This is a genomic window from Xanthomonas indica, from assembly GCF_040529045.1.
Lineage (GTDB): Bacteria > Pseudomonadota > Gammaproteobacteria > Xanthomonadales > Xanthomonadaceae > Xanthomonas_A > Xanthomonas_A indica.
In genome coordinates this window covers 2,611,241-2,638,237 of record NZ_CP131914.1, presented here as the reverse complement: position 1 = coordinate 2,638,237, position 26,997 = coordinate 2,611,241, and the positions used below count along the sequence as shown (strand labels likewise).

Here is a 26,997-nt window from a genome sequence, read left to right as displayed (position 1 = left end):
CGGATCCGGCGCGATGGTGGCGGAAACCGGTGCCGAGAGGCGCCGCTAGTCGGCGGACTCGCCGGCGCGGCCGCGCAGCTTGTCCAGCCGGTCCAGCAGGCCGATCCAGAACGCCGCCGGCAGTTCGGCGACCAGCGGCACGCTGAAGCACCAATCGTTGACGAAGGCGGCGCACTTGACCGCATCCTTCTCGGTCATCAGCACCGGCAGTTCGCTGCCGAAGGCCAGGTCCGCGGCGCGGTACTGGTGGTGGTCGGGAAAGGCATGCGGGACCACGCCGATGCCCTGCGCGCGCAGCATGTCGAAGAAGCGCTGCGGATGGGCGATGCCGGCGACGGCATGCACGCGCTGGCCGGCGAAGCTGCGCAGCGGCCGCGCACGGCCGCCGCGCAACGGCTGCGCGCTGTCGATGCGCAGACGCATCGCCCACTCGCCAAAGCCGGCGTCGAGCGTGCCGCTGTCGCTGGCCTGACCCAGGTTGATGACCCGGAAATCGCATTCGTTGCCGCGCGCCACCGGCTCGCGCAGCGGCCCGGCCGGCAGCAGGCGGCCGTTGCCGTAGCGGCGCTGGCCGTCCACCACCTCGATCTCGATGTCGCGCTGCAGACGGTAGTGCTGCAGGCCATCGTCGCAGACCACGATGTCGCAGCCGGCCTGCAGCAGCGCGCGCGCCGCGGCCACGCGGTCGCGGTCCACCCGCACCGGCACGCCGGTCTTGCGCGCGATCAGCACCGGCTCGTCGCCGCCCTGCTCGGCCGACGTGCCCGGCTCGATCCAGCGCGGTTCCTGCGGCTGGCTGCGGCCGTAGCCGCGGCTGGCCACGCCCGGGCTCCAGCCGGCCTCGCGCAGGCGCTGCACCAGGGCGATGGTCAGCGGCGTCTTGCCGGTGCCGCCCGCGGTGAGATTGCCCACCACCACCACCGGCGCGGCGATGCTGTGGCGCTTGCGCCAGCCGCGCCGGTACAGCGCACGGCGCAGCGCGATCGCCGCCGCGTACAGCGGGGTCAGCACGCGCGCGTGCAGCGGCGGCGCGCCCGTGCCGTACCAGTAGGCGGGGGTGTGTGGCCCGCGCTCGCTCATCCGAACTGCCTTTCGCGGAACTGCATGCTGTGCAGGTGCGCATACACTCCGCCCAGCGCCAGCAGTTCGTGGTGGGTGCCGCGCTCGACGATGCGGCCATGGTCCATCACCAGCACCTGGTCGGCGTGTTCGATGGTCGACAAACGGTGGGCGATGACCAGCGTGGTGCGATCGGGCATCAACCGGTGCAGGGCGTCCTGCACCAGCCGTTCGGATTCGTTGTCCAACGCGGCGGTGGCCTCGTCGAGGATCAGGATCGGCGCGTCCTTGAGCATCGCGCGGGCGATCGCCAGGCGCTGGCGCTGGCCGCCGGACAGGCGCCCGCCCTTGGCCCCGACCTGCGCCTGCACGCCCTCGGGCAGGTGCTCGACGAACTCCATCGCGTTGGCGTCGGCGATCGCCTGCTGCAGTTGCGCCGGGCCCGCCTCGCGCATCTCGCCATAGGCGACGTTCTCGGCGATGCTGCCGTCGAACAGCATCACCTGCTGGCCGACCAGGGCGATCTGCCGGCGCAGATCCTCCAGGCGGTACTCCTGCAGCGGATGGCCATCGAGCAGGATCTGCCCGGATTGCGGATCGTAGAAACGCGGGATCAGCTTGACCAGGCTGGACTTGCCGCTGCCGGAGCGGCCGACGATGGCGGTGACGGTGCCGGGCTCGGCGACGAAGCTGACCTCGGCCAGCGCCGGCCGTGCCTGCCCCGGGTAGGCGGCAGTGACCTCGCGGAACTCGATCCGCCCCTGCGCACGCTCGATGTGGCGGCTGCCGCTGTCCTGTTCCTCCGGCGCATCCAGCACCACGAACAGCCGCTGCGCCGAGGCGACGCCCCGCTGCAGCATGTTCTGCACGTTGGTCAGGTTCTTCAGCGCCGGGATGATCGCCATCATCGCGGTCATCAGCGAGACGAACTCGCCGGCGGTCAGGCGCCCGGCCAGTGCCTCGTGGCCGGCGATCAGCAGCAGCGCGGCCAGGCCGATCGCGCCCAGCAACTGCACTGCGGCCGAAGAGATGCCGCGGGTGGACTCGACCTTCATCGCCAGATGCAGGTTGGTGTCGGCCAGGTGCTGGTAGCGCTCCATCTCGCTGGCGCGCGCGCCGTAGACCTTGACCTCCTGGTTGCCGGACAGCGCCTGCTCGGCGGCCTGCATCAGTTCGGCGTTGCTCTCCTGGATGCGGTGGCTGACCCGGCGGTAGCGCTTGGCCACGCGGTCCATCACCCAGGCCAGCGGCGGCGCCACCAGCAGGATGGTGACGGTCACGGTCCAGCTGTACCACAGCATCACCGCCAGCGCGCCGACGATCTGCAGGGTCTGCTGCACCATCACCTTCATCGCGTCGACCGCGGCCTGCGCCACCTGCTCGCTGTCCGAGCCCAGCCGCACCAGCATCGAGGCCACCGGCTCGGCGTCGAAGCGGCTGCCCGGCAGGCGCAGGTACTTGTCCAGCACGTTGACCCGGAAATCGCGGGAGATGCTCCGCGCCGCGCGCCCCATCGACATGTCGGTGACGTAGCCGGCGATGCCGCGCAGCACGAACAGGCCGACGATCTGCAACGGCAGCCACATCGCCACCTCGCGATTGCGCGCGATGAAGGTCTCGTCGGTGATGGGCTTCATCAGCGCCAGGAAGCCGGAGCCGGCCAGCGCCTCCAGCAGCGCGCCGACCGCGGCGATCAGCAGCAGTCCGCGGTAGCCGCCGGCATAGGACAACAGGCGGCGATAGGTCCGCCAGGGGGAATCCTGGACGGGCACGTCGGTAGGTACATTCACTTGGAGCTTCCGTCCCTGTTGACTTCGGGAGCAGTGGCGATGGCGATGCGGCGGAACCCGAGCTGGCCCAACGCGTCCTGGGCGGTAACCACCGCCTGGTACGGCGTGCGCGCGTCGGCGCGCAGCAGTACCGGCTGCTCGCGGTCGTCGCCGGCGACCTGGGCGATGCTGCGCTTGACCGACTCCACGTCGGTGCGCAGCACTTCCTGGTCGTTGATGAAGTAATGCCCGTCGGCGTTGATCAGCACGCTCAGCGCATGCGCCGGCGGCGGCGCGTTGCGGTCGCTGGCATTGGGCAGCTGCAGTTGCAGCGTGGAACGGGCATCGAAGGTGGTGGTCACGACGAAGAAGATGATCAGCACCAGGATGACGTCGATCAAGGGCACCAGGTCGATATGCGGCTCGTCCTGGCCACGGTCGTCGCGGATCCGCACCGGCTCAGCCCTTGGCCGCCGCGGCGTTCGGCGCGGCGCCACGCGCCGGCGCGGCCGGCGCCGTGGCACGGCCGTGGCCGTCCAGCGCGTCGGTCAGTGCGGTGGCTTCCTTCTCCATCTCGATCACGTAGCCGGCGATGCGGCCCTTGAAATGGCGATGGAAGATCAGCGCCGGCACCGCGATGATCATGCCGGTGGCGGTGCACACCAGCGCCTTGCCGATGCCGCCGGCGAGCTGGTTCACGTCGCCCAGGCCATGGTCGAGAATGCCGAGGAACATCTGGATCATGCCGACCACGGTGCCGAGCAGGCCCAGCAGCGGTCCGGCCGAGGCAATCGTGCCCAAAGCGTTCAGGTAGCGCTCCATGCGGTGCACGACGTGCCGGCCGGTGTCCTCGATGCGCTCGCGCACGATCTCGCGCGGGCGGTTGCGCACGTCCAGGCCGGCGGCGAGCAGCGCGCCCAGCGGCGAATTGCGCCGCAGCGATTCGATGTGGGTGGGATCGAGCTTGCCGCGCGTGGCCCAGTTGCGTACTTCCTGGCCCAGTCCCGGCGGCAAGACCTCGCTACGGCGCAGGCTCCAGAACCGCTCCAGGACGATCGCCAGCGCGACCACGCCCAACAGCAGCAACGGCACCATCGGCCAGCCACCGGCCTTGACCAGTTCCCACACGTCGCAATCCTCCGGCACGCTCGGCCGTTCGTTCACTGGCCGATAGGATAGCAGCCGTCCGCGCCCGCTCCGCCGCATCCCACAGCCGCGCCCGCCAGGGCCGCCGCTCGCGCAGTTGCAGGCCGGCGCGCCCCAGCCACACGCGCAGCGCCCCGCCCTGCGGGGTGCCGACGACTTCGGCCCCGGCCGCCTGCCAACGCGCCACCACGCCCGGATGCGGATGGCCGAAGCGATTGCCGTAGGCCGCCGAGACCAGCACCAGCCGTGCGCCGGTGGCGGTGACGAAGGCCGGCTGCGAGGAATGCGCGCTGCCGTGGTGCGGCGCCACCACCACGTCGGCGCGCAGCGCCTGCGGCGCCTCGCGCAGCAGCTTGCGCTCGACCACATCGCCGATGTCGCCGGCCAGCAACAGCGCACCGTGCGCAGTCTCCACGCGCAGGACGCAACTGGACTCGTTGCGCAGATAGGGAAAGTGCGGCGTCGGATGCAGGAACCGGAAACGCACTCCATCCCACTCCCAGGCCTCGCCGGCCACGCAGGCCCGGTCCACCGGCAACGGCGCGCCGGCGGGGGCCTGAACCAGGCCGATCGGCAACGCCGCGCGCACCGCAGCCAGGCCGCCGGCGTGGTCGTTGTCGCCATGACTGATCACCGCGCGATCCAGCCGCGCCACGCCGAGCGCGTGCAGCGCCGGCACCACCACGCGCTCGCCGGCGTCGTAGCCGTCCTCGACCGCCGGCCCGGCGTCGTACAGCACCTGGTGATGCGCGGTGCGCACCAGCAAGGACAGCCCCTGCCCCACGTCGAACATCACCAGATCGACCTCGCCCTGTCGCGGCCGCTCCAGCGGTGGCCACAGCAACGGCAGCCACAGCAGCGCGGCCAGCGGCTTGCCCGGCACGGCGCGCGGCAGCAGCAGCCAGAACGCGCCCAGCAGGGCCAGCGGCAGCGCCCAGCCGCGCGCCTCCGGCAGCCAGTGCAACGCGAAGCGGCTTTCGCCCAGGGCGACGAACCACGGCCAGGTCAGGTCGAAACAGGCGGCGGCCAGCCGCCACAGCCAGACGCCCGCGCCGGCATGCAGTGCCTCCGCCGCGGTGCCGAGCAGGGCCAGCGGCACCACCACCAGGCTCCACCACGGGATCGCCAGCAGATTGGCCAGCGGCCCGACCAGCGACGCCTGCCCGAACAGCATCGTGCTCACCGGCAGCAGGCCGACCGTGGCCACGCCCTGCGCGGTCAGGAAGCTGCGCAGCGTCTCCCGCCAGCCGCGACCGGCCTCGGGCATGCACCAGGCCAGCCAGGCGACACCGAGGAAGCTCAGCCAGAAGCCGGCCGAGAGCACCGCCAGCGGGTCGCAAAGCAGCATGGCGATGGCCGCCAGCGCCAACGCGTCGACCACCCGCACCGGCCGCCGCCACAGCCGCGCCGCGACCACCACCGCGATCATCAGGGCGGTGCGCACGGTCGGCAGGGCCATGCCCGACACCAGGGTGTAGCCGCCGGCACCGAGCAGCGCCAGCGCGGCCGCGGCCTGGCGGCGCGGCCAATGGCGGCCCAGTTGCGGCCACAGCCGCCACAGGCCGCCGCCGAGCAAGGCGAAGGCGCCGGCCACCAGCCCGACGTGGAAGCCCGAGATGGCGATGAGATGGGTCAGGCCGGCGGCACGCAGGATGCGCCAGTCGCGATCGTCCAGCCGCCGCGTATCGCCCAGCGCCAGTGCCTGCACGAAGCGCGCCGAGGCCTGCGGCACGGCCGCGGCGATGCGCGCGGACATGCCCGCACGCCAGGCGTCGATGCCCTGCCCCGGCGCCAGTGGCGCTGCCGCATGCGGCGCCACCACGTAGCCGCTGGCGCTGATCCGCTGCGCCAGCGCGTAGGCTTCGGCGTCGAAGCCGCCGGGATTGCTCAAGCCGCGCGGCGCGCGCAGGCGCACCTGCAGCTGCCAGCGCGCGCCGGCGCGCAGGGCGCTGCGCGGCCCGGCTTGATGCGTACCGAAGTCGTCGTACCACGCCAGTTGCAGCAAACGCCCGCGCAACGGCGCCGGCTGCGCCGCATCGGCCTCCACGCGGAACAGGAAGCGGGTGCGCCGGGTCTCCGCCTGCGGCAGTTCCACCACCTGGCCACGGACGGTGACCACGCGCTTTTCCCAGTCGGCCGGCAACTGCCGCGCCAGCACCACGCCGGCGACCAGCGCCAGCCAGCCGGCGCCGATCGCGAACGCCCCCAGCCAGCGCCAGCGCGGTGCTGCCACGTACAGCACCGCTCCGGCGAGCAGGAGCGCAAAGGCCAGCGGCCAAGGCGGCAGGCGCGGCAACCACAGCGCGGCCAGCACGCCGGCGGCGAGGCTGGCGGCGACCGCAGCACCCAACGGCGCCAGGGCCGGCCAGCCCGAGGCGCCAGCGCCAGTGTCAACGCCACCGGCGTCTGGGCGCGGCACGGCTTCTGCAGAGCGATGCATCTACTTGCCCTCCTTGGCATCGGCAGATCGGAAACAGCAACAACGTCCGCGCTGACATCCGCATCGTGCACTGCCATCGCGTTCGCCACGCCAGCGTCGCATCGCGGCTCGACGCGGGCCATCGGTCTACGCCGGGGGACTGCGTCAGAATTTGCCTAAGGCCTGGGTGCACGCCGCGTCACAGTCCCGGCGAAGTTCGCCGCAGCTTCATCGGCGGGCGCCTATGGTGCGGTGCCCAACGTCGTAAGGAGTGCGCGCATGCGCAAGGGCATTGCACTGATCGTCGGAGTCACCGGCATCTCCGGCTACAACCTCGCCAACGTGCTGGTCGCCGACGGCTGGACCGTCTACGGGCTGGCGCGCCGCCCGGTGCCGCAGGAAGGCGTGATCCCGGTGGCGGCCGATCTGCTCGACCGCGAGGCCACCGTGGCCGCGCTGCGCGGGCTGCCGATCACCCACGTGTTCTTCTGCACCTGGACCCGGCGCGACACCGAGAAGGAGAACGTCGCCGCCAACGGCGCGATGTTGCGGCATCTGTGCGAAGGCCTGGACGGCGCGCCGCTGCAGCACATGGCGCTGGTGACCGGCACCAAGCACTACCTGGGCTCGTTCGAGCACTACGGCAGCGGCAAGGCGGAGACGCCGTTCCGCGAGAGCGAGCCGCGGCAACCGGGCGAGAATTTCTACTACACGCTGGAAGACCTGCTGTTCGACGCCGCCGCGCGCCACGGCTTCGGCTGGAGCGTGCACCGCTCGCACACCATGATCGGCCAGGCCAACGGCAGCAATGCGATGAACATGGGCGTGACCCTGGCGGTGTATGCGACGTTGTGCAAGCACACCGGGCAGCCGTTCGTGTTCCCCGGTTCGCGCGCGCAGTGGGACAGCCTCACCGACCTCACCGACGCCGGCCTGCTCGGCCGCCAGCTGGCCTGGGCCGCGACCAATCCGGCCGCGCGCAACCAGGCCTTCAACACGGTCAACGGCGACGTGTTCCGCTGGCGCTGGATGTGGGGCGAGATCGCCGCGTTCTTCGGCCTGCAGCCGGCGCCCTATCCGGAGGCACCGATGCCGCTGCAAGCGCGTCTGCAGGACACCGCGCCGGCCCTGTGGCGCGAGATCGCCGAGCGCCATGGGCTGGTACAGGCGGACGTGAACCAGCTCGCGTCGTGGTGGCACACCGATGCCGACCTCGGCCGCGAGATCGAATGCGTCAACGACATGACCAAGAGCCGCGACCTGGGCTTCCTCGGCTACTACGACAGCCGCGCCTCGTTCCTGGAACTGTTCACGCGGCTGCGTGCGCAGCGGGTGATTCCCTGAGCCGCGCGACCGGATGAGGAGTCGTCTCGGCAGCGGGAACGCGGCAATCCGAAAGGTTGCCGCCCTACGGCGCATGCGATGCGCTGCAGGACGGTCGCCGTTGTAGGGACATCCGCGGCATGACCGCGGCGGCGCGTTTGCAGGGCTGCTGTGCGAGGGTTTCGGTGCCGACAGCAACGAAGGCCGGCGACGTGCCGACTCCGTTCGTCGCGGCTGAAGCCGCTCCTACGTGGGGTGCACGTGTAGGAGCGGCTTCAGCCGCGACAGGCTCTACCGATGACGCACCGTCGCGACCGCAGCCGCTCCTACGAGGCAATGGTGTGTCTCGCCACCTAGGGCGAAAGAAAGCGATTAGATGTGCCTCGGAGTCACGCCCAGAAACGTACCGCGACGGCCAGTTTCGCGACAGGGAAAGGTGGTTGCGGATCGCGCACTGAAACGTCGGGTTCTCCGACTTGGTTCGTCGCGGCTGAAGCCGCTCCTACGGGGCGCTTGCGACGAGGTGCTTTCGCCTGTCCGAGGCTCTTTGGCGTCGGCAGATGCAGTGAAGCCACTGCGGCTCGCGGCCTCGTTCGTCGCGCCTGGCGTCGCTTCACCGCTTGGCGAAGCGGCGATGTGCACTGTGGGAGGGGCTTCAGTCCCGACGCACACTGCACCGGGTCGCAGGACACTGCTCTTGTCGTGACCCCGAGCGCTGCACAGCAAGCCAAGCTGTCACGCCCGGCCCCGCATGCACCAGACTTCAGCGGCTCGCGACCTCAGGCCGCGATCCTGCCCGAGAACATGCAAGACGGCGGCACATGCGGCCGCCACCGCGCTCGTTCACACGTCCGCAGGCGCCAGTTCGCGCAGCTTGCCCTGGTGCAGTTCCAGCACACGGTCCAGCTTGCGCGCCAGGCTGCGGTCGTGGGTGACCAGGACCAGGCTGGTGCCCTGCGCGCGGTTGAGTTCGAGCATCAGCGCGAACACGTTGGCCGCGGTCTTGTCGTCGAGGTTGCCGGTCGGCTCGTCGCCGAGCACGCAGGCCGGGCGATTGACCAGGGCACGCGCCACCGCGGCGCGCTGGCGTTCGCCGCCGGACAGTTCGCCCGGCTTGTGCTCCAGGCGATGACCCAGGCCCACCGATTCCAGCAGCGCACGTGCGCGCGCGTCGGCATCGGACATCGCCGCGCCGCCCAGCAGCACCGGCATCATCACGTTCTCCAGCGCGGTGAATTCGGGCAGCAGGTGATGGAACTGGTAGACGAAGCCCAGCGAGCGGTTGCGCAACTGCCCGCGCGCCGCGTCGGTCAACGCCGACATGCGCTGCCCCGCCACGTAGACCTCGCCGGAGGTCGGCACGTCGAGGCCGCCGAGCAGGTGCAGCAAGGTGCTCTTGCCGGCACCGGACGCGCCGACGATGGCCACGGTCTCGCCGGCGGCCACGCTCAGCTCCAGCCCGTCGAACACCGGCGTGCGCATCTTGCCTTCGGCGTAGGTCTTGGCCAGGCCTTCGGCGCGGATCGCCGCGTCCGCTTGTGGCTTCTGCATTCCCGACTCCCGATTCCCCATTCCCGATTCCCGGCCCTCATTCATAGCGCAGCGCCTCCGCCGGCTGCGTGCGCGCCGCGCGCCAGGCCGGGTACAGCGTGGCCAGGAAGCTCATCAGCAGCGCCACGATGGTGATCACCATGACGTCGTGCGGCTGCATGTCGGTGGGCAAGCCGGTGATGTAGTAGACGTCCTCGGGCAGCAGCTTGATGTTGAACACCGCCTCGATGCCGGCCAGGATCCGCTCCAGGTTGAGCGTCAGCACGATGCCGCCGATCACGCCGGCGACGGTGCCGATCACGCCGATCAGCGTGCCCTGCACCATGAACACCTGCATCACCCCGCCCGGGCTCAATCCCAGCGTGCGCAGGATGGCGATGTCGGCCTGCTTGTCGGTCACCAGCATCACCTGCGAGGACACCAGGTTGAACGCGCCCATCGCGATGATCAGCGACAGCAGGATGCCCATCACCGTCTTTTCCATCTTCAGCGACTGGTACAGGTTGGCGTTCTCGCGGGTCCAGTCGCTGACCATGTACGGGCCGTGCAGGTTCAGCGCCAGGTCGCGCGCCACGTTCCAGGCCTGGTCCATGTCGTACAGCTTCAGGCGCACGCCGGTGACGCCGTCGCCCATGCGCAGCACCCGCTGCAGGTCCGGCATGCTGGTCACCGCCAGGCCGCGGTCGATCTCGTTGTAGCCGGCCTCGAAGATGCCGCTGACGGTGAAGCGCTTGTAGCGCGGCACCATGCCCATCGGGCTGGCCTGCGGCTCGCCGAGCATCACCACCACCTTGTCGCCCACGCCCACGCCCAGCCACAGCGCCAGCTCCTGGCCGAGCAGGATGTTGTACGAACCCGGGGTCAGGCTGTCGACCGAGCCCTGCTTCATCTTCTGCGCCAGCACCGAGACCTTGGCCTCTTCCTTGGGCAGGATGCCGCGGACGATCGCCGGCTGGTTGCGCTGGCCGGTCAGCAGCGCCTCTTCCTCGACGTAGGGCGCGGCGCCGGCGACGCGCTTGTCGCGCATGGCCACGTCCACCGCGTGCTGCCAGTCCTCCATCGGCGCGCCCTGCGCGCTGACCGTGGCGTGCGCGGCCATCTGCAGCAGGCGGTCGCGGATCTCCTTCTGGAAGCCGCTCATCACCGCCAGGGTGGTAATCAGCACGGTCACGCCCAGCGCGATGCCGAGGATCGAGGCCATGGAGATGAAGGAGATGAAATTATTGCGGCGCTTGGCGCGCAGATAGCGCAGGCCGATGGCCACGGGTAAGGGTTTGAACATGCGCAGCCACCATCCAGGGAGCGCTATGGTGCCATTTGCGGCGGCGCAGACGAAGCGGCATGGGCCGAAGCGGCCAGACGCAGTTCACGTCGTGCCGCCGGCGGCAGCGTGTCCGGCCACCACGCCAGGCGCTGGGTGCGCCCCTGCGCATCGCGCCAGCGCACGAACGCCAGCGGCCCGCGCCAGGCGACCTGCAGGTCGTTCACCGCCGCGCCGTCGACGCTGGGCGCACCGGCGCCGGCAGGAAGCACCAGCGTGCGCGGCGCCCGCCCGGCCTCGCGGCGCAGCAGCCACACCGCGTACAGCAGCGCCAGCGCGGCGGCCGGCCAGGCCAGGTGTGGCGGCAGGTCGGAACCGAGCAGCGCCAGCGGCGCCAGCGCGCCGAGCAGGGTCAGCGCGGCCAGCAGCCGGCGCGAGGGGCGCCAGTCAAGCCGGCATGGCGCGGATGGAAGCGATGAGATCGGCGGCGCGTGCATCGGGACAGGCCTCGTAGCCCATGAACCAGCGCCACAACTTATCGTCCTCGCAATCGAGCAGGTATAGGAAAACCCCGCGCTCGTCTTCGGAAGCCTGCGCCCAGCGCCGGTCCAGGTAGCGGCCGAACAACTGGTCCAGTTCGCGCATGCCGCGCCGGCAGCGCCAGCGCAGCTTCTTCAGTTCGGTGGTCTCGTCCATCGCATGCGCCCTTGCCTGGGGACGGCGCCGCACGGCAGCCGCCGAAAACGAACGCGGCACCGAACCCGAAAGCCGGTGCCGCGCGGTCGGCGGGCAGGCCCGCCGCTTGGAACGTGCGCCGCTGCGATCAGGCGCGGCGCGCCATCATCAGCTTCTTGATCTCGGCGATGGCCAGCGCCGGGTTCAGCCCCTTCGGACAGGTCCGCGCGCAGTTCATGATGGTGTGGCAGCGGTACAGCTTGAACGGATCTTCCAGATCGTCCAGGCGCGCACCGGTGTCCTCGTCGCGCGAGTCGATGATCCAGCGGTAGGCCTGCAGCAGGATCGCCGGACCCAGGTAACGCTCGCCGTTCCACCAGTAGCTCGGGCAGCTGGTCGAGCAGCACGCGCACAGGATGCACTCGTACAGGCCGTCGAGCTTCTTGCGGTCTTCCGGCGACTGCAGCCGCTCGCGGTCCGGCGGCGGCGGGGTCTGGGTACGGATCCACGGCTTGATCGAGGCGTACTGCGCGTAGAAGTGGGTCAGGTCCGGCACCAGATCCTTGACCACGCTCATGTGCGGCAGCGGGTAGATCGGCACTTCCTTCTTGCCGCAGTCGCTGATCGCCTTGGTGCAGGCCAGCGTGTTGGTGCCGTCGATGTTCATCGCGCACGACCCGCAGATGCCCTCGCGGCACGAGCGGCGGAAGGTCAGGGTCGGGTCGATCTCGTTCTTGATCTTGATCAGCGCGTCCAGGACCATCGGGCCGCACGCGTCCAGATCCACCTCGTAGGTGTCGGTCCGCGGGTTGCTGTCGTCGTCCGGATTCCACCGGTAGACCTTGAAGGTCCGCACATTCTTCGCGCCCTTGGCGGGAAAGTGCTTGCCCTTGCCGATCTTGGAATTCTTGGGGAGGGTGAACTCTGCCATGGCTTTAAAATCCGGGAATGGGGATTGGGGAATGGGGAATGGGAAGCGGGGGCGAAGAGCGCATGCGCTGTTCTCGATTCCCGATTCCCTACTCCCGTTTCCCGGCTGTGGTCAGTAAACGCGCGGCTTCGGCGGCACCACGTCCACGTCCTTGCTGAGCGTGTACATGTGCACCGGGCGGTAGTCGAAGCTGCACTGGCCCTTGTCGTCGACGGTGACCAGCGTGTGCTTCTGCCAGTTGACGTCGTCGCGGTCGGGGAAATCCTCGTGGGCGTGCGCGCCGCGGCTTTCCTTGCGCTGTTCGGCCGAGTTGATCGTCGCCACTGCATTGAGCAGCAGGTTGTTCAACTCGTAGGTCTCGATCAGGTCGGAATTCCACACCAGCGAGCGGTCGGAGACCTTGACGTCCTCGAAGCTGGCGAAGATGTCGGCCATCTTGTCCACGCCTTCCTTCAGCGTCTTGCTGGTGCGGAAGACGGCCGCGTCCGACTGCATGGTGCGCTGCATCTTGTCGCGGATCACCGAGGTCGGGGTGCTGCCGTTGGCGTTGCGCAGCTTGTCCAGCAGGCCCAGCGCCTTGTCGCAGGCGTCGCCCGGCAGGCCCTTGTGCGGCGCACCGGTCTTGATCGTCTCGGCGCAGCGGTTGGCCACGGCACGGCCGAACACCACCAGGTCGAGCAGCGAGTTGGAGCCCAGGCGGTTGGCGCCGTGCACCGACACGCAGGCGGCCTCGCCGATCGCGTACAGACCCGGCACCACCGCATCGGGGTTGTCGCCGTCCTTGCGCACCACTTCGCCGTGGTAGTTGGTCGGGATGCCGCCCATGTTGTAGTGCACGGTCGGGATCACCGGGATCGGCTGCTTGTGCACGTCGACGCCGGCGAAGATGCGCGCGCTCTCGGCGATACCCGGCAGCTTGTCGTCGATCACGCCCGGGCCGAGGTGGGTCAGGTCGAGCAGGATGTGGTCCTTGTGCTCGCCGACGCCGCGGCCTTCGCGGATCTCGATGGTCATCGAACGCGACACCACGTCGCGCGAGGCCAGATCCTTGTAGTGCGGGGCGTAGCGCTCCATGAAGCGCTCGCCGCTGCTGTTGCGCAGGATGCCGCCTTCGCCGCGCACGCCTTCGGTGATCAGGCAGCCGGCGCCGTAGATGCCGGTCGGGTGGAACTGCACGAACTCCATGTCCTGCATCGGCAGGCCGGCACGCATCACCAGGCCGCCGCCGTCGCCGGTGCAGGTGTGCGCGGAGGTGGCGCTGAAGTAGGCGCGGCCGTAGCCGCCGGTGGCCAGCACCACGCCATGGGCGCGGAACAGGTGCAGCGAGCCTTCGGCCATGTCCAAGGCGAGCACGCCGCGGCAGGCGCCTTCCTCGTCGAAGATCAGGTCGAGCGCGAAGTACTCGATCATGAAGCGCGCGTTGTGCGCCAGCGACTGCTGGTACAGCGTGTGCAGCATGGCGTGGCCGGTGCGGTCGGCGGCGGCGCAGGTGCGCTGCGCGGACGGGCCTTCGCCGTACTTGGTGGTCATGCCGCCGAACGGGCGCTGGTAGATCTTGCCGTCCTCGGTGCGGCTGAACGGCACGCCGTAGTGCTCCAGCTCGATGATCGCCGGGATCGCCTCGCGGCACATGTATTCGATGGCGTCCTGGTCGCCCAGCCAGTCCGACCCCTTGATGGTGTCGTAGAAGTGGTAGCGCCAGTCGTCCTCGCCCATGTTGCCGAGCGCGGCGGAGATGCCGCCCTGCGCGGCCACGGTGTGCGAACGGGTCGGGAAGACCTTGGTCAGGCAGACCGTCTGCAGGCCCTTCTGGGCCAGGCCGAAGGTCGCGCGCAGGCCGGCGCCGCCGGCGCCGACCACGACCATGTCGTACTTGTGTTCGGTGATCTTGTAAGCGGACATCGAAATGTGGTTCCTAGAGGGGGCGCCGATGGATCAGGCGATGCCCAGCGCGATGCGCGCCACGGCGAAGATGCTGACGATGGCGCCGAGCACGGCGACGAAGCGCACGATGGTCTGCGCGGCCAGGGCCAGCAGCGAGGTGTGCACGTAGTCTTCCAGCACCACCTGCATGCCGAGCTGGGCGTGCCAGAACGCGGCGATCAGGAAGCCGACCAGCAGGATCGCGTTCCACGGCTTGGCCACGGCCTCGGTGGCGGCGACATAGTCCGAGCCGAGCAGGCTCAGCACGAAGATCAGGAACCAGATCGACAACGGCACCAGCGCGGTGGCGGTCAGGCGCTGCACCACGAAATGCTCGGTGCCGGTCTTGGCCGCGCCCAGGCCGCGGACGTTCTTCAACGGAGTGCGATAGCGGCTCATGCGGTGGCTCCCAGCAGCACGTAGGCCCACACGGCGGCGGTCAGCACGAAGCTGAGCACGACCGACAGCCAGCCGATGGTGACGAAGGCGCGGACGGCGTAGCCCTGGCCGAAATCCTGCAGGATGTGGCGCAGGCCGCCGAACAGATGGAAGGCGAAGCACCAGGTCCAGCCGAACAGGAACACCTGGCCGTACCAGGCGCCGGCGATGTCGCGGAAGAGATTCCAGGAGGCGGGGCCGAGCATCAGGGCCAACAGGCCGGCGGCGATGATCAGGGCACCGATCGACAGCACGATGCCGGTGGCCCGATTCAGGATCGAGGTCACCATCTGGATCTGCCAGCGATAGACCTGCAGATGCGGGGAAAGAGGACGTTCGCGCGTAGCCATTCGCTGGGCTCGTTGTCTCGGCTGGGCGGCGTGCTTAAGGCCGCGTTGGCTCAAAGCTGCTCAAAAATCGATGCAGCGTCCGTTTTTCTCCCAGTCGCCGTAGCGCGTCGGCTCGAGGCCGCCGCGCCCGCCGATCTCCCGCGGCGCAGGCGTGGTCTGCGGAGGGGTCTCCTCGGCGGGCCGCTGCGTTTCGGGATCGGACTCGGGTGTGGGGGTTGGTTGGCCTATCATGCGGGTCTCACAACTCGTCAATTTTAGTCCTCCCCTCTCGTGCCTGACAACCTGAATCTCGATTCCGGCGGTTTTTCCGCCTTGCCACACCTGCAATACGTCGCCTTGCGCGGTCCGGATGCAGTGGCCTTCGCCCATGCGCAGTTCGCCAACGACGTGCAGGCGCTGGCCGCGGGCCAGTGGCAGTGGAACGCCTGGCTCACCGCCAAGGGCCGGGTGATCGCGGTGTTCGCGCTGCTGCGCCAGGCCGACGACGCCTTGCTGATGCTGCTGCCCGACGGCGGCGCCGAGGACCTGGCGGCGGCACTGGGCCGCTTCGTGTTCCGGCGCAAGCTGCGCATCACCGTCGAGGGCACGCTGCTTGCCTTGGGTCGCCTGAGCCTACCGGAGCAGGCCCGGGGCGCGACGTCGGCGCGCGATGAGTCCGGCGTGATCGAACTGGACATGGGCGGCGACGGCCTGCCGCGTACGTTGCGCCTGGTGCCGGCGCCGGTGGCAGATGCGCCGGCCGCCGACCCGGCGCTGGCGGAAGCCTGGCGCGCGGCCGACCTGCGCCTGGGCCTGGTGCGGCTGGCGCCGAGCCAGCGCGAACAGTGGACGCCGCAGCAACTGGGCCTGGACCGGCTGCATGCCTTCAGCGTCAAGAAGGGCTGCTACCCCGGCCAGGAAATCGTCGCCCGCACCCACTTCCTGGGCAAGGCCAAGCGCGCCGTGCAGTTGCTGGAAACAGAGGCCGCGGTCGCGATCGACGCGGCGGTGCTGCGCGACGGCCAGCCGTTCGGCAGCGTGGTCAGCGTCGCCGGGACCCTGGCGCTGGCGGTGCTGCCGCTGGAGGAGGCGCCGCCGGCCGCGCTGGACGTCGACGGTCACCCCGCACGCTGGCAACCGCTGGTCGACGGCCTGGCGCGCTGAGCGCGCCGGCGTTTCGCGCTGTTGCTTTTGCTATTCCCGATTCCCGATTCCCGAGTCCCGCGCCTCCAGGCGCACCCCACTCTCGGCATCGAAGAAGTGCAGCGCGTCGCCGCGCACCGCCACCCGCAGGCGCTCGCCCAGGCCCGGCAGCGCGCGCGGCGCCACCCGCATCACCAGCGGCTGCGCGCCGTGGCTGAGATTGACGAAGATTTCGTTGCCGACCGGCTCGATCACCTCGATGGTGGCCTCGAAGCCGCCCTGCGCGTCGTCGCTGGGCTGCAGGTGTTCCGGCCGCACGCCGACCGCCAGTTCGCGGCCCAGCCACTGCGGCGCCAGCTGCGCGCCCGGCAGCGGCACCCGGCCACCGTCCTGCAAGTGCAACTGCAGGCCGCCCTCGCCGACCAGCCGCCCGCGCAGTACGTTCATCGCCGGGCTACCGAGGAAGCCGGCCACGAACAGGTTGGCCGGGCGGTCGTACAGCGCCATCGGCGTGTCGATCTGCTGGATCACCCCGTCCTTGAGCACGACGATGCGCTGGCCCAGGGTCATCGCCTCGACCTGGTCGTGGGTGACGTAGATCATGGTGGTGCCGAGCTTGCGGTGCAGCTGCGCGATCTCGGTGCGCACCGAATGGCGCAGCTTGGCGTCCAGGTTGGACAGCGGCTCGTCGAGCAGGAACACCGCCGGCTCGCGCACCAGGGCGCGGCCCAGCGCCACGCGCTGGCGCTGGCCGCCGGACATCGCGCGCGGCAGCTTGTCCAGCATCGGGGTCAGGCCCAGGGTGTCGGCGGCGGCGGCCACGCGCTGGCGGATGACCTCCTTGCTCTCGCCGCGCAGCTTGAGCCCGAACGCCAGGTTCTCGGCCACGGTCATGTGCGGGTACAGCGCATAGCTCTGGAACACCATGGCGATGTCGCGATCCTTCGGCGCCACCTCGTTGACCACGCGCTCGCCGATGCGCAGCTCGCCGCCGCTGATCTCCTCCAGGCCGGCGATCATCCGCAGCAGCGTGGACTTGCCGCAGCCCGAAGGCCCGACCAGCACCATCAGTTCGCCGTCGGCCACTTCGAAGCTGGCCCCGTGCACGGCGACCTGGCCGTTGTCGTAGACCTTGCGGATGTTGTCCAGTTGTACTTTCGCCATGTATCCGGTTTCCGGCAGTGAGGAACGGGCTGCCGCCGGTCCCTCCCGAGGGCAGTGCATACGAATGCGGGTCGCATCGTGCCAGCGCGCAGGCAACAATGGATCGCGATGCGGTATTCTGCCATGTAACCGTTTTCACGGGGCAACCTCGAGCCTGGGAGGGCACGCAATGCGATCCGCCGCCAGCCGCCGATCCGGCGCGCCGTCGTTATCCGGCCTGCAGCATGAGGCATGGGAGAGGTATGCTCAGAGGTCTGGCAGTCGTATTCATCTCCTGGATCGTGCGTCCCCGCCTGGCGGCCGTCCCGCGTCACGCCTTCGCCCGAACCGGCCGGATACAGGCCGTTCCCGCCGTTCGCTTTCCCACGCCACGTCACTTCTAGCCCCCAGGTGATCGACACCATGTCACCCGAAACCGAAACCCGGTCGATGCACGATACCTTCCTGTTGTTCGGCGCCACCGGCGATCTGGCCCAGCGCTACCTGTTCCCCTCGCTGCTGCGCATGCTCGACGACGGCTTCCTGCCGGAAGACTTCCGCATCCGCGCGCTGGCGCTGTCGCCGCACGACACCGCCAAGTTCCACGAACTCCTCAAGCCGCGCCTGCAGGCGGCGATGCCGCAGATCGGCGAATCGATCGTGCAGGCGCTGCTGGCGCGCATCGACTACCGCTCGGTGGACCTGCGCGACGCCGAATCGGTGGCCGCCGCGGTGCGCGACCTGACCGCGCGCCGCTGCGTGAGCTACCTGGCGATCCCGCCGGGGCTGTACATCAGCACCTGCCAGGGCCTGGCCCTGGGCGGGGCGCTGGCCGCGCCGCACCGGCTGATGCTGGAGAAGCCGATCGGCCACGATTCGGACAGCGCCCGCGAGATCGTGCAGGCGATCGGCGCGCTGATCGACGAGGATCGCGTGTTCCGCCTGGACCACTACCTGGGCAAGGCCGCGGTGCAGAACCTGATCGCGCTGCGCTTCGGCAACACGCTGCTGGAGGCGGTGTGGAACCGCACCTACATCGAGTCGGTGGACATCCTGGTCGCCGAGAGCGAGGGCGTGGACGGCCGCGATGCCTACTACGCGCGCTCCGGCGCGCTGCGCGACATGGTGCAGAGCCATATCCTGCAGCTGCTGTGCCTGGTGGCGATGGAGCCGCCAGCGTCGCTGGAAGCCGACCGCATCCGCGACGAGAAGGTCAAGGTGCTGCGCGCACTGCGGCCGCTGAGCGCGGAGCATGCCGCCCGCGACAGCGTGCGCGGGCGCTACACCGCCGGCGCCATCAACGGCCAGCCGGCGCAGGCCTACCAGCCGCCGGAAGGCAGCGACGTGGAAACCTTCGCCGCGGTCACCGCCTACATCGACAACTGGCGCTGGGCCGGGGTGCCGTTCCGGCTGTGCACCGGCAAGCGCCTGGCCGAGCGCTCCACCCGCGTGGTAGTCACGCTCAAGCCGGTCACCCACTGGCTGTTCGAGCGCCCGGCCGCACAGCAGGCCGCGCCGAACCGGCTGACCTTCCAGCTGCAGCCGCAGGAGAACATCGAACTGGGGCTGATGAGCAGCCTGGCCGGCCCGGAATGGGGCGCGCTGGAACTGCAGCCGCTGGAACTGGAACTGTCGGTGCCCACCGGCCTGCACCGGCGCATCGCCTACGAGCGGCTGATGCTCGACGCGCTCAACGGCAACCACGCGCTGTTCGTGCGCGACGACGAGGTGCGCGCCGCCTGGGCCTGGATCGACAGCGTCAGCGCCGCCTGGGCGCAGGCGCACCTTCCGTTGCTGCCCTACCCGGCCGGTAGCTGGGGGCCGGAGGAAGCGCAGGCCTACGTGTCCTGCGACCAGTCCGGCGCCGCGCCGCGGGTCGCTTCGTGAGCGCCCCGCAGCGCCCGGTGCTGGTGGCCGACATCGGCGGCACCAATGCCCGTTTCGCTCTCGCCGATCTCGACGCCTCGGTGCCGCTGCTCGACGACAGCACGCAGACCTACTCGGTGGTGGAGTTCCCGTCGCTGGGCGACGCCGCCCGCCATTATCTGGAACAGACCGGGGTGGACGCGCGCAGCGGCACCTTCGCGGTGGCCGGCCGCGTCGACGGCGACGAGGCACGCATCACCAACCACCCGTGGGTGATCTCGCGGGCGCGCACCCGCGCCATGCTCGGCTTCGACGAACTGCACCTGATCAACGACTTCGCCGCGCAGGCGATGGCGATCAGCCTGCTGCGGCCGCAGGACGTGGTCCAGGTCGGCGGCGCCAGCTGGACGCCGGCGCCGGTCGAGGTGCCGCGCAACTACGGCGTGATCGGCCCTGGCACCGGCCTGGGCGTGGGCGGCCTGATGATGCGCGGCGGGCGCTGCTTTCCGCTGGAGACCGAGGGCGGCCACGTCAGCTTCCCGCCGGGCACGCCGGAGGAGATCCGCATCCTGGAACTGCTGTCGCAGCAGTTCGGCCGCGTCTCCAACGAGCGCCTGATCTGTGGCCCGGGCCTGGTCAACATCCACCGCGCGCTCAGCGAGATCGCCGGCGACGATCCGGGCCCGCTGCAGCCGGAAGACATCACCGCGCGCGCCGCGCAGGGCGATTACCGGGCGATGCGCACAGTGGACGTGTTCTGCGCCGTGTTCGGCGCCATCGCCGGCGACCTGGTGCTGATGCAGGGCGCCTGGGACGGCGTGTTCCTGACCGGCGGGCTGGTGCCGAAGATGCTCGACGCGATCCAGCATTCCGGGTTCCGCCAGCGTTTCGAGCACAAGGGCCGGTTTTCGTCGATCATGGCGCGGGTGCCGTCGCTGGCGGTGATCCACCCCCGTCCCGGCCTGCTCGGCGCCGCCGCCTACGCGGTGGACGCCGCGCGGCAATCCCCAGGAGCCATTGCATGAGCCCCACGCTGTCCGACCGCATCACGCTGATCCGCTACGACGATCCGGACGAATGGATCGACGCGGCGGCGGCCGAGATCGGCACCGCGCTGCGCGAGGAGATCCAGCGCCGCGGCGGCGCGCGCCTGCTGCTGTCCGGCGGCACCACCCCGGCGCCGGTGTACCAGGCGCTGGCCGAGCTGCCGCTGGACTGGTCGAAGCTGGAAGTCGGCCTGGTCGACGAGCGCTGGCTGTCGCCGCAGGACAGCGACAGCAACGCCTACCTGATCCGGCACAGCCTGCTGGACCGCGCCGAGGAGGCGCGCTTCGAGCCGCTGGTACGGGTCGGCAAGCCGCTGCAGGACTGCGTGCATGCCGCCAACCTGCATGCGCGGCACGCCCCGGCCGCGTGCATGGCGGTGCTGGGCATGGGCGGCGATGGCCACACCGCCTCGCTGTTCCCCGGAGCGACGGACCTGAACAAGGCCCTGACCAATCCCCTGCCCTACGCCGCGCTCGACGCCACCGGCTGCCCCGGCGCCAACACCTGGCCGCTGCGCATCACCCTGACCCCGGCCGGCCTGGCGCCGATCGGCCAGCGCGTGCTGCTGTTGCGCGGCACGCAGAAGCTGGAGGTGCTGGAGCGTGCGCTGGCCGGCACCGATCCGCACGAGTATCCGATCCGCGTCGCCTTCGATACGCCGGGTGCGCGCTTGCGCGTGCATTGGTGCGAGTGAGGCGGGGATTGGGGAGTCGGGAGTGGGAATTGGCAACAACTGCGCGCTGACGCATTTCCGCCCTTCCGATTCCCGATTCCCGCTCTTGCGATTCCCGATTCCCGATTCCCGTTTCCCGATTCCCCCTTCATAGCCATTTCCGCCAATGAGCCTGCATCCGACCCTCCACGCGATCACCGAACGCATCCGCCAGCGCAGTGCGCCGTCGCGGCGCGCCTACCTGGCCGGCATCGACGCCGCGCTGCGCGACGGTCCGTTCCGCAGCCGCCTGAGCTGCGGCAACCTCGCCCACGGCTTCGCCGCCTGCGGCCCCACCGACAAGAGCCGGCTGGAAGGCGGGATCACCCCCAACCTGGGCATCATCACCGCCTACAACGACATGCTCTCGGCGCACCAGCCGTTCGAGCACTACCCGGAAATCATCCGCAGCACCGCGCGCGCGCTCGGCGCCACCGCGCAGGTCGCCGGCGGCGTGCCGGCGATGTGCGACGGCGTGACCCAGGGCCGTCCCGGCATGGAGCTGTCGCTGTTCTCGCGCGACGTGATCGCCCAGGCCACCGCGATCGGCCTCAGCCACGACATGTTCGACACCAGCCTGTACCTGGGCGTGTGCGACAAGATCGTGCCGGGCCTGCTGATCGGCGCGCTGGCCTTCGGCCACCTGCCGGCGGTATTCGTGCCGGCCGGGCCGATGACCCCGGGCATCCCCAACAAGCAGAAGGCCGAGGTGCGCGAGCGCTACGCCGCCGGCCAGGCCACCCGCGAGGAACTGCTGGCCGCCGAATCGGCGTCCTACCACGCCCCCGGCACCTGCACCTTCTACGGCACCGCCAATTCCAACCAGGTGCTGCTGGAAGCGATGGGCGTGCAGCTGCCCGGCGCCTCCTTCGTCAATCCCGGCACCCCGCTGCGCGAGGCGCTGACCCAGCAGGCGACCGAGCGTGCGCTGCGCATCACCGCGCTGGGTAGCGACTTCCGCCCGCTGGGCCGTTTGATCGACGAGCGCGCCATCGTCAACGCGGTGGTCGCGCTGATGGCCACCGGCGGCTCCACCAACCACACCATCCACTGGCTGGCGGTGGCGCGCGCGGCCGGCATCGTGCTGACCTGGGACGACCTGGACGCGCTGTCGCAACTGGTGCCGCTGCTGGCGCGGGTGTATCCGAACGGCGAGGCCGACGTGAACCACTTCGCCGCTGCCGGCGGCATCGGCTTCGTGTTCCGCGAGCTGATGGACGCCGGGCTGATGCACGACGACCTGGCCACCATCGTGCCCGGCGGCATGCGCGCCTACGGCGACGAGCCGTGCCTGCAGGACGGCAAGCTGAGCTACGTGCCGAGCCCGGCCAAGAGCGCCGACGAGGCGGTGGTGCGCCCGGCGTCGAACCCGTTCGAGGCGCAGGGCGGCCTTCGCCTGCTGCGCGGCAACCTGGGCCGCTCGCTGATCAAGCTGTCGGCGGTGAAGCCGCAGTTCCGCACCATCGAAGCCCCGGCCGTGGTGATCGACGCGCCGCAGGCGCTGAACAAGCTGCACGCCGCCGGCGCACTGCCGCACGACTTCGTGGTGGTGCTGCGCTACCAGGGCCCGCAGGCCAACGGCATGCCGGAACTGCATTCGCTGGCGCCGTTGCTGGGCCTGCTGCAGAACCAGGGCCGGCGCGTGGCGCTGGTCACCGACGGACGCCTGTCCGGCGCGTCCGGCAAGTTCCCCGCGGCCATCCACGTGACCCCGGAAGCGGCGCGCGGCGGCCCCATCGCCCGCGTGCGCGAAGGCGACATCGTGCGCCTGGACGGCGAGGCCGGCACCCTGGAAGTGCTGGTGGACGCCGCCGAGTGGGCCGCGCGCCCGCTGGCGCCGAACACCGCGCCGGCCGCGCACGACCTGGGCCGCAACCTGTTCGGACTCAACCGCCGCATGGTCGGCCCAGCCGACCAGGGCGCGCTGTCGATCTCCTGCGGCCCGCCGGCCGCCGACGGCGACCTGTGGAACTACGACGCCGAATACGACCTGGGCCGCGATGCCGAGGCCGCCGCCGCGCCGCACGAATCCAAGGACGCCTGACCGCGGCGCCGCCTGCCCCACCCTGCCCTGGCCGGTCGCGGCCGGGGCCTCCCCCTCGCAACCGAGACCGTCATGACCATCGCCGAACACCAGACCAAGGCCGAGCAGCTGCTGCGCGCAGCCGGCATCCTGCCCGTCGTCACCGTCCACACCCTGGAGGAGGCGCGCCGCGTGTCGGCCGCGCTGCTCGAAGGCGGCCTGCCGGCGATCGAGTTGACCCTGCGCACGCCGGTGGCGATGGAGGCGCTGGCGATGCTCAAGCGCGAGCTGCCGGACATCGTGATCGGCGCCGGCACCGTGCTCAACGCCACCCAGCTGCAGCAGTCGATCGACGCCGGCGCCGACTTCATCGTCACCCCCGGCACCACCCCGACCCTGGCCGACGCCCTGGCGCAGGCGCCGCTGCCGGTGGTGCCGGGCGCGGCCACCCCGAGCGAGCTGCTGGCGCTGATGGAGCGCGGCTTCCGCGTGTGCAAGCTGTTCCCCGCCTCCGCCGTCGGCGGCCTGGCGATGCTCAAGGGCCTGGCCGGCCCCCTGGCCGAGCTCAAGCTGTGCCCCACCGGCGGCATCGGCGAAAACACCGCCGCCGAGTACCTGGCGCAGCCCAACGTGGTCTGCATCGGCGGCTCGTGGATGGTGCCCAAGGACTGGCTTGCCGACGGCGCCTGGGACAAGGTGCGCGAGAGCTCGGCGAAGGCGGCCGCGATCGTGGCGGCGGCGCGGTAGCGCCTAGCCGGGAATGGGGATTGGGGAATAGGGAATCGTTAAAGCCAGAACCTCGGCTCTCACAACTCAATACTCCAGAAAGCAAAAGCGCCGGCATGCCGGCGCTTTTCTTTTACTGTTGCGATTCCCGATTCCCCACTTCCTATTCCCGGCCTCAACGCACCTCAATCTGCACATCCGCCGGCAACACATGGATACGCAGTTCGCCGTGTTCCCACTGCGCCGCTTCGCCGTTGACCAGCGTGCGGCCCGGTTCGCCCGGGTACGGCCACGGCAGCACCAGGCCGCCGCTGGGCATGCGCAGGCCCTCGGGGATGTTCAGCAGCAGCCGGTTCTTCTGCCGCCGCAGCTGGTAGCTCAGCGGCCCCTGCGGGGTGCGCAACTGTTCGATCGCCACGCCCTTGCCGTCGAGCCAGTCGGCCGGGATGCCGGCGGCCAGCACCAGGCTGTCGTCGACGTCGCGGGCGTAGGCGAACATGTCCAGCACCGAGCGCACGAAGTCCGAGGCGACCCAGGCATGCGGCAGGTCGCCCAGGAAGAACGGCTTGCGCGGCGTGCGCGAGACCACCTCGGCCCACTGGTTCCAGGGCTGCGGGGCGCGGTCCTTGAAGAAGAACGCGGTCGCCTCCCAGGCGCGCTCGCGCCAGCCCAGGCGCACGAACGCGGACACGTTGCGCCACTCGTAGGGGGTGTAGTCCTTCCACTCGCGGGTGCCGTCGCGGCGGCCGACGAATTCGCTCCAGTAGCGCTCGAAGGTGTTGTCGAGCAGCGCCTGCGGCAGCCGGCCCTGCTCGCCGCCCGGCGCCAGCGCGATCGTGGTCGAGGTCGGATCGAAATCGCCCAGCTCCGCCGAGCCCGGCAGGAAGTCGATGTGGTGCTGCTGGGTGGCCGCGTCCAGCGAGGCGTACAGGTCCTGGCGGAACTGGTCGCGCGAGGCGGCGAAATGCGCGGCGTCGTCGACGCGGCCCAGTTCGGCGGCGATGCTCACCGCGTCCTTGTAGCCGCGCAGCGCCCAGAAGTTGTCCCAGTACGAGTGCATCGGCTTGGCCGAGTAGCCCTCGTGGCTGATCGACACCGGCATCATCCCGTAGAAGGCCGCATTGCGCGCACGATTCTCGTCGGTGCGCTCGCTCAGCCGCAGCTGTTCCATGTAGGTGTAGGCGCCGAGGACGTGCGGCCACATCTGCTCGAGGAAGGCGCGGTCGCCGGTGTAGCGGTAGTAGTCGGCGACGCTGTAGATCAGCTCGCCGTGGCTGTCGTTCTCCGGCACCGGGTCGCTGCCGCGATCGTCCACGCAGCACGGCACCATGCCGTTGGCGAACTGGTACGGCGCGTACCACGCCACGTACTCGCGGACCACGTCGGCGCGGCCCAGCCGCAGCAGGCCTTCGGAGATCATCGCGCCGTCGCGGATCCAGCTGCGCGAGTACGAGCGCGTGCCCGGCCGCAGGCGCGGCCCGATGCGCGAGATCAACATGTGCGCCAGCGCGGTGCGCAGCGTGTCGGTGACCGCCTTGCCCTGCGCCGGCACATGCAACTGCACGCGGTCCAGCTTCTCGTGCCACTGCGCGGCGACCTGCTGCTGCGCGCGTGCGGCATCGAAGCCCGCCGGCAGCGCGGCGTTGCCGGTCTGCGGGATCACCAGCGCCACTTCGCGCACCTCGCCCGGGGCCAGGCGCCCGCGGTACAGCAGCGCCCCGGACGCCAGCCCGTCCGGATCCTGCGCCTGCTGCGGCAGGCCGCCGGTATCGGTGCCGAGCCGTTCGATGTCCATGCCGGCGTCGAACGCGCTGGCGTAGGCGGCATCGGGCTTCTGCACGGCGAACACCCGCGGCTGGCCGTTGACCTGCACCTGCGTGCCGGCGAAGGCGAGCGAGCGGATCGGGCTGACCCCGCCGACGGTGTTGAGGAACTGGCTGGGCGGATTGACCTGGAACGGACGCACCGCCAGCGCCAGGGTGTAGTCGTGCGGCTGCTTGCTGGGGTTGCTGAGCCGGTAGCGCGCCACCAGTTGCGCCTGCTCCGGCTCGCCCTGCACGAAGGCGGTGACGCGCAGCGCGGCGTTGTCGTGGGTCCAGTCCACGCTGGGAATCGGCAGATAGTCGTCCTGCAGGCTCTGCGCGGCCTTGACGTCGGCCCAGCTCAGGCGCTTGCCGTCCAGCAGCAGGAACGGTTCGATGCTGAAGCCGCCCTTGCCCACCTCGATCGCGCCATCCTCGCCGACCAGGCCCTGCTCGCGGCCGCCGTCCAGGCCGACGATGGTCCAGTACGGCTGCTCGCCGCTGAAGCCGCGCGGGAACCAGCCGCGGGCAGACTGCGCCGCCACCGACTTGATGAAGTCGTTCTGGGTCGCGGCGAAGGCCAGCGGCTGCAGTGCGATGTCGGCGATGCCGTAGCGGAAGCTGGGGCCGTCCTGCAGGTCGAAGCGCACGTAGCGCGCCTCGGTCTCCGGCAACGCCAGCCAGTCGGTGCCGCCGTTGCCGGCGGTCACCGCGCGCAGCTCGCGCCAGCTGCGCCCGTCGGCCGAGCCCTGCACGGTATAGCGCGAGGCGTACACGCCCGGCGCCCACTGCACCTTGGCGCCGCCGAACTCGCGCACCTTGCCCAGGTCCAGCATCACCGTCTGGGTCTTGGCGTTGCCGCTGTACCAGACCGTGTCCGGCTTGCCGTCGGCGATGCGCTGCTGCAGCGCCGGCGCGGTATCGGCGCTGACCTTGACCGTCAGCGGCGAGGTGTCCTGCGGCGGCAACGGGGTCAGGGTCAGTTGGTCGAAGCACACCGTGCCGGCGCCGCCGACCTGGTTGTAGATGGTGAACTCGATCTGCGCGCTGCGGGTCAGCTCCTTCTCGGGGCTCGGGCCCCAGGCCTTGTCGATCTGCCGCTTCTTGAAGGTGACCGTGCTCCACTGCGCAGGGAACGCGTAGCGCGGCCGGTTGACCCACCACACGTTGTCGCCGCTGGCGTCGACCAGCTTGAACTGCAGGTCGTTGCTCGGCGAATCGCCGCGAAGCTGGAACGCGAACTGGTAGTTGTCCGGATACTCGATCGGCACGCTGCGGCGGATCCCGGCATAGCCGGACACGCCGTTGAAGTCGTAGTCCAGGCACAGTGCCTTGGCGCGGCCGCCGCTGGGTGCCTGGACCAGCCGGGTCGAGGCGGTGACCTGGTTGGAAACGACGATCTGCCATTTGTCCAGATCGTTGAAGCTGTCCAGCGTCACCGTGGAGGTCGGCGGCGCGGCGACGGCATGGGCGGCCGCCAGTCCCAGCATCGCCAGCATCGCGCGTGCGCACGTCATCGCCATCCCGTCCCTCATCGCCTTCCCCGTTGCTGTCGTCGTGTCTGCTTCTGTCGGAGGGGCATCGGCCCCGATGGAGTGTCCCGTCCTGCCGTCGCGGCTGAAGCCGCGCCTACAGGCGCGCGCCCAAGGCCGCGCGTGCGGCGCGGTGTGCGCTTACGGCGCCCGATGATACGCATCCATGCTGCCGTCCA

The 26,997-nt window shown here is 70.3% G+C and carries 23 protein-coding genes; 7 read left to right on the top strand and 16 right to left on the bottom strand.

The window, feature by feature from the left end; all coding sequences use genetic code 11:
* Window positions 1-45: 45 nt before the first annotated feature.
* From lpxK to Q7W82_RS11390, 5 genes are read right to left on the bottom strand one after another with little or no spacing between them, the layout of a single operon-like run.
* Window positions 46-1,080 carry a tetraacyldisaccharide 4'-kinase gene (lpxK, locus tag Q7W82_RS11410; RefSeq protein WP_242159853.1) on the bottom strand — a complete coding sequence of 345 codons (1,035 nt, stop codon included), beginning with the start codon at window positions 1,078-1,080 and terminating at the stop codon, window positions 46-48.
* A complete protein-coding gene (msbA, locus tag Q7W82_RS11405) occupies window positions 1,077-2,849 on the bottom strand; it encodes a lipid A export permease/ATP-binding protein MsbA (RefSeq protein WP_242159852.1) in 1,773 nt (590 codons plus the stop codon). Before msbA ends, lpxK begins: the two co-directional genes overlap by 4 nt.
* The gene (locus tag Q7W82_RS11400) at window positions 2,846-3,283 is read right to left on the bottom strand and encodes a biopolymer transporter ExbD (RefSeq protein WP_242159851.1); all 438 of its coding nucleotides are present in this window, start codon (window positions 3,281-3,283) and stop codon (window positions 2,846-2,848) included. Before Q7W82_RS11400 ends, msbA begins: the two co-directional genes overlap by 4 nt.
* Before the next feature lie 4 nt (window positions 3,284-3,287).
* A complete protein-coding gene (locus Q7W82_RS11395; RefSeq protein WP_242159850.1) occupies window positions 3,288-3,956 on the bottom strand; it encodes a MotA/TolQ/ExbB proton channel family protein in 669 nt (222 codons plus the stop codon).
* The gene (locus tag Q7W82_RS11390) at window positions 3,850-6,414 is read right to left on the bottom strand and encodes a DNA internalization-related competence protein ComEC/Rec2 (protein WP_242159849.1); all 2,565 of its coding nucleotides are present in this window, start codon (window positions 6,412-6,414) and stop codon (window positions 3,850-3,852) included. Before Q7W82_RS11390 ends, Q7W82_RS11395 begins: the two co-directional genes overlap by 107 nt.
* Before the next feature lie 258 nt (window positions 6,415-6,672).
* Between Q7W82_RS11390 and Q7W82_RS11385 the strand changes: the two genes are divergently transcribed.
* Window positions 6,673-7,737 carry an SDR family oxidoreductase gene (locus Q7W82_RS11385; protein ID WP_242159848.1) on the top strand — a complete coding sequence of 355 codons (1,065 nt, stop codon included), beginning with the start codon at window positions 6,673-6,675 and terminating at the stop codon, window positions 7,735-7,737.
* A gap of 822 nt (window positions 7,738-8,559) precedes the next feature.
* Here the strand turns inward: Q7W82_RS11385 and lolD are convergent.
* The 9 genes from lolD to Q7W82_RS11340 form a co-directional block, all read right to left on the bottom strand.
* Entirely contained in the window at window positions 8,560-9,288 is a 729-nt protein-coding gene (lolD, locus tag Q7W82_RS11380) for a lipoprotein-releasing ABC transporter ATP-binding protein LolD (protein WP_242159847.1), read from the bottom strand.
* Window positions 9,289-9,304: 16 nt separating this feature from the next.
* Window positions 9,305-10,549 carry a lipoprotein-releasing ABC transporter permease subunit gene (locus Q7W82_RS11375; protein ID WP_010342649.1) on the bottom strand — a complete coding sequence of 415 codons (1,245 nt, stop codon included), beginning with the start codon at window positions 10,547-10,549 and terminating at the stop codon, window positions 9,305-9,307.
* Window positions 10,550-10,572: 23 nt separating this feature from the next.
* Window positions 10,573-11,025 (bottom strand): hypothetical protein, encoded by a 453-nt coding sequence (locus Q7W82_RS11370; RefSeq protein WP_242159846.1) that lies wholly within the window; start codon window positions 11,023-11,025, stop codon window positions 10,573-10,575.
* Complete coding sequence (locus Q7W82_RS11365; protein ID WP_160947372.1) at window positions 10,976-11,224, bottom strand: succinate dehydrogenase assembly factor 2; 249 nt, start codon at window positions 11,222-11,224, stop codon at window positions 10,976-10,978. The genes Q7W82_RS11370 and Q7W82_RS11365 overlap by 50 nt, the downstream gene beginning before the upstream one ends.
* A gap of 127 nt (window positions 11,225-11,351) precedes the next feature.
* Complete coding sequence (locus Q7W82_RS11360) at window positions 11,352-12,134, bottom strand: succinate dehydrogenase iron-sulfur subunit (protein ID WP_017908442.1); 783 nt, start codon at window positions 12,132-12,134, stop codon at window positions 11,352-11,354.
* Window positions 12,135-12,245: 111 nt separating this feature from the next.
* On the bottom strand, window positions 12,246-14,036 hold the full coding sequence (gene sdhA / locus Q7W82_RS11355) for a succinate dehydrogenase flavoprotein subunit (RefSeq protein WP_010342654.1): 1,791 nt from the start codon (window positions 14,034-14,036) through the stop codon (window positions 12,246-12,248).
* Between the two features lie 33 nt (window positions 14,037-14,069).
* Complete coding sequence (gene sdhD / locus Q7W82_RS11350) at window positions 14,070-14,456, bottom strand: succinate dehydrogenase, hydrophobic membrane anchor protein (RefSeq protein ID WP_048488910.1); 387 nt, start codon at window positions 14,454-14,456, stop codon at window positions 14,070-14,072.
* Complete coding sequence (gene sdhC / locus Q7W82_RS11345) at window positions 14,453-14,845, bottom strand: succinate dehydrogenase, cytochrome b556 subunit (protein WP_010342656.1); 393 nt, start codon at window positions 14,843-14,845, stop codon at window positions 14,453-14,455. Before sdhC ends, sdhD begins: the two co-directional genes overlap by 4 nt.
* 60 nt (window positions 14,846-14,905) lie before the next feature.
* Complete coding sequence (locus Q7W82_RS11340) at window positions 14,906-15,076, bottom strand: DUF1674 domain-containing protein (RefSeq protein ID WP_242159845.1); 171 nt, start codon at window positions 15,074-15,076, stop codon at window positions 14,906-14,908.
* A gap of 39 nt (window positions 15,077-15,115) precedes the next feature.
* Between Q7W82_RS11340 and Q7W82_RS11335 the strand changes: the two genes are divergently transcribed.
* Entirely contained in the window at window positions 15,116-15,988 is an 873-nt protein-coding gene (locus Q7W82_RS11335; RefSeq protein WP_242159844.1) for a folate-binding protein, read from the top strand.
* A 30-nt stretch (window positions 15,989-16,018) separates the two neighbouring features.
* On the opposite strand, the gene ugpC is transcribed toward Q7W82_RS11335, so the two are convergent.
* Window positions 16,019-17,131 (bottom strand): sn-glycerol-3-phosphate ABC transporter ATP-binding protein UgpC, encoded by a 1,113-nt coding sequence (ugpC, locus tag Q7W82_RS11330; RefSeq protein WP_242159843.1) that lies wholly within the window; start codon window positions 17,129-17,131, stop codon window positions 16,019-16,021.
* 429 nt (window positions 17,132-17,560) lie between these two features.
* Here ugpC and zwf point away from each other — a divergent pair, with 429 nt between their 5' ends.
* The 5 genes from zwf (at window position 17,561) to Q7W82_RS11305 (ending at window position 23,505) form a co-directional block, all read left to right on the top strand.
* A complete protein-coding gene (gene zwf, locus Q7W82_RS11325) occupies window positions 17,561-18,997 on the top strand; it encodes a glucose-6-phosphate dehydrogenase (RefSeq protein WP_242159842.1) in 1,437 nt (478 codons plus the stop codon).
* On the top strand, window positions 18,994-20,001 hold the full coding sequence (gene glk, locus Q7W82_RS11320; RefSeq protein WP_242159841.1) for a glucokinase: 1,008 nt from the start codon (window positions 18,994-18,996) through the stop codon (window positions 19,999-20,001). Before zwf ends, glk begins: the two co-directional genes overlap by 4 nt.
* Window positions 19,998-20,717 carry a 6-phosphogluconolactonase gene (gene pgl / locus Q7W82_RS11315; protein ID WP_242159840.1) on the top strand — a complete coding sequence of 240 codons (720 nt, stop codon included), beginning with the start codon at window positions 19,998-20,000 and terminating at the stop codon, window positions 20,715-20,717. The genes glk and pgl overlap by 4 nt, the downstream gene beginning before the upstream one ends.
* 145 nt (window positions 20,718-20,862) lie before the next feature.
* A complete protein-coding gene (gene edd / locus Q7W82_RS11310) occupies window positions 20,863-22,779 on the top strand; it encodes a phosphogluconate dehydratase (RefSeq protein ID WP_242159839.1) in 1,917 nt (638 codons plus the stop codon).
* Between the two features lie 72 nt (window positions 22,780-22,851).
* Window positions 22,852-23,505, top strand: coding sequence for a bifunctional 4-hydroxy-2-oxoglutarate aldolase/2-dehydro-3-deoxy-phosphogluconate aldolase (locus Q7W82_RS11305; RefSeq protein ID WP_242159838.1), 654 nt, complete (start codon window positions 22,852-22,854; stop codon window positions 23,503-23,505).
* A 154-nt stretch (window positions 23,506-23,659) separates the two neighbouring features.
* On the opposite strand, the gene Q7W82_RS11300 is transcribed toward Q7W82_RS11305, so the two are convergent.
* Window positions 23,660-26,776: a discoidin domain-containing protein gene (locus tag Q7W82_RS11300; protein WP_242159946.1), complete on the bottom strand. Its 3,117-nt coding sequence runs from the start codon at window positions 26,774-26,776 to the stop codon at window positions 23,660-23,662.
* Window positions 26,777-26,997 lie beyond the last annotated feature (221 nt).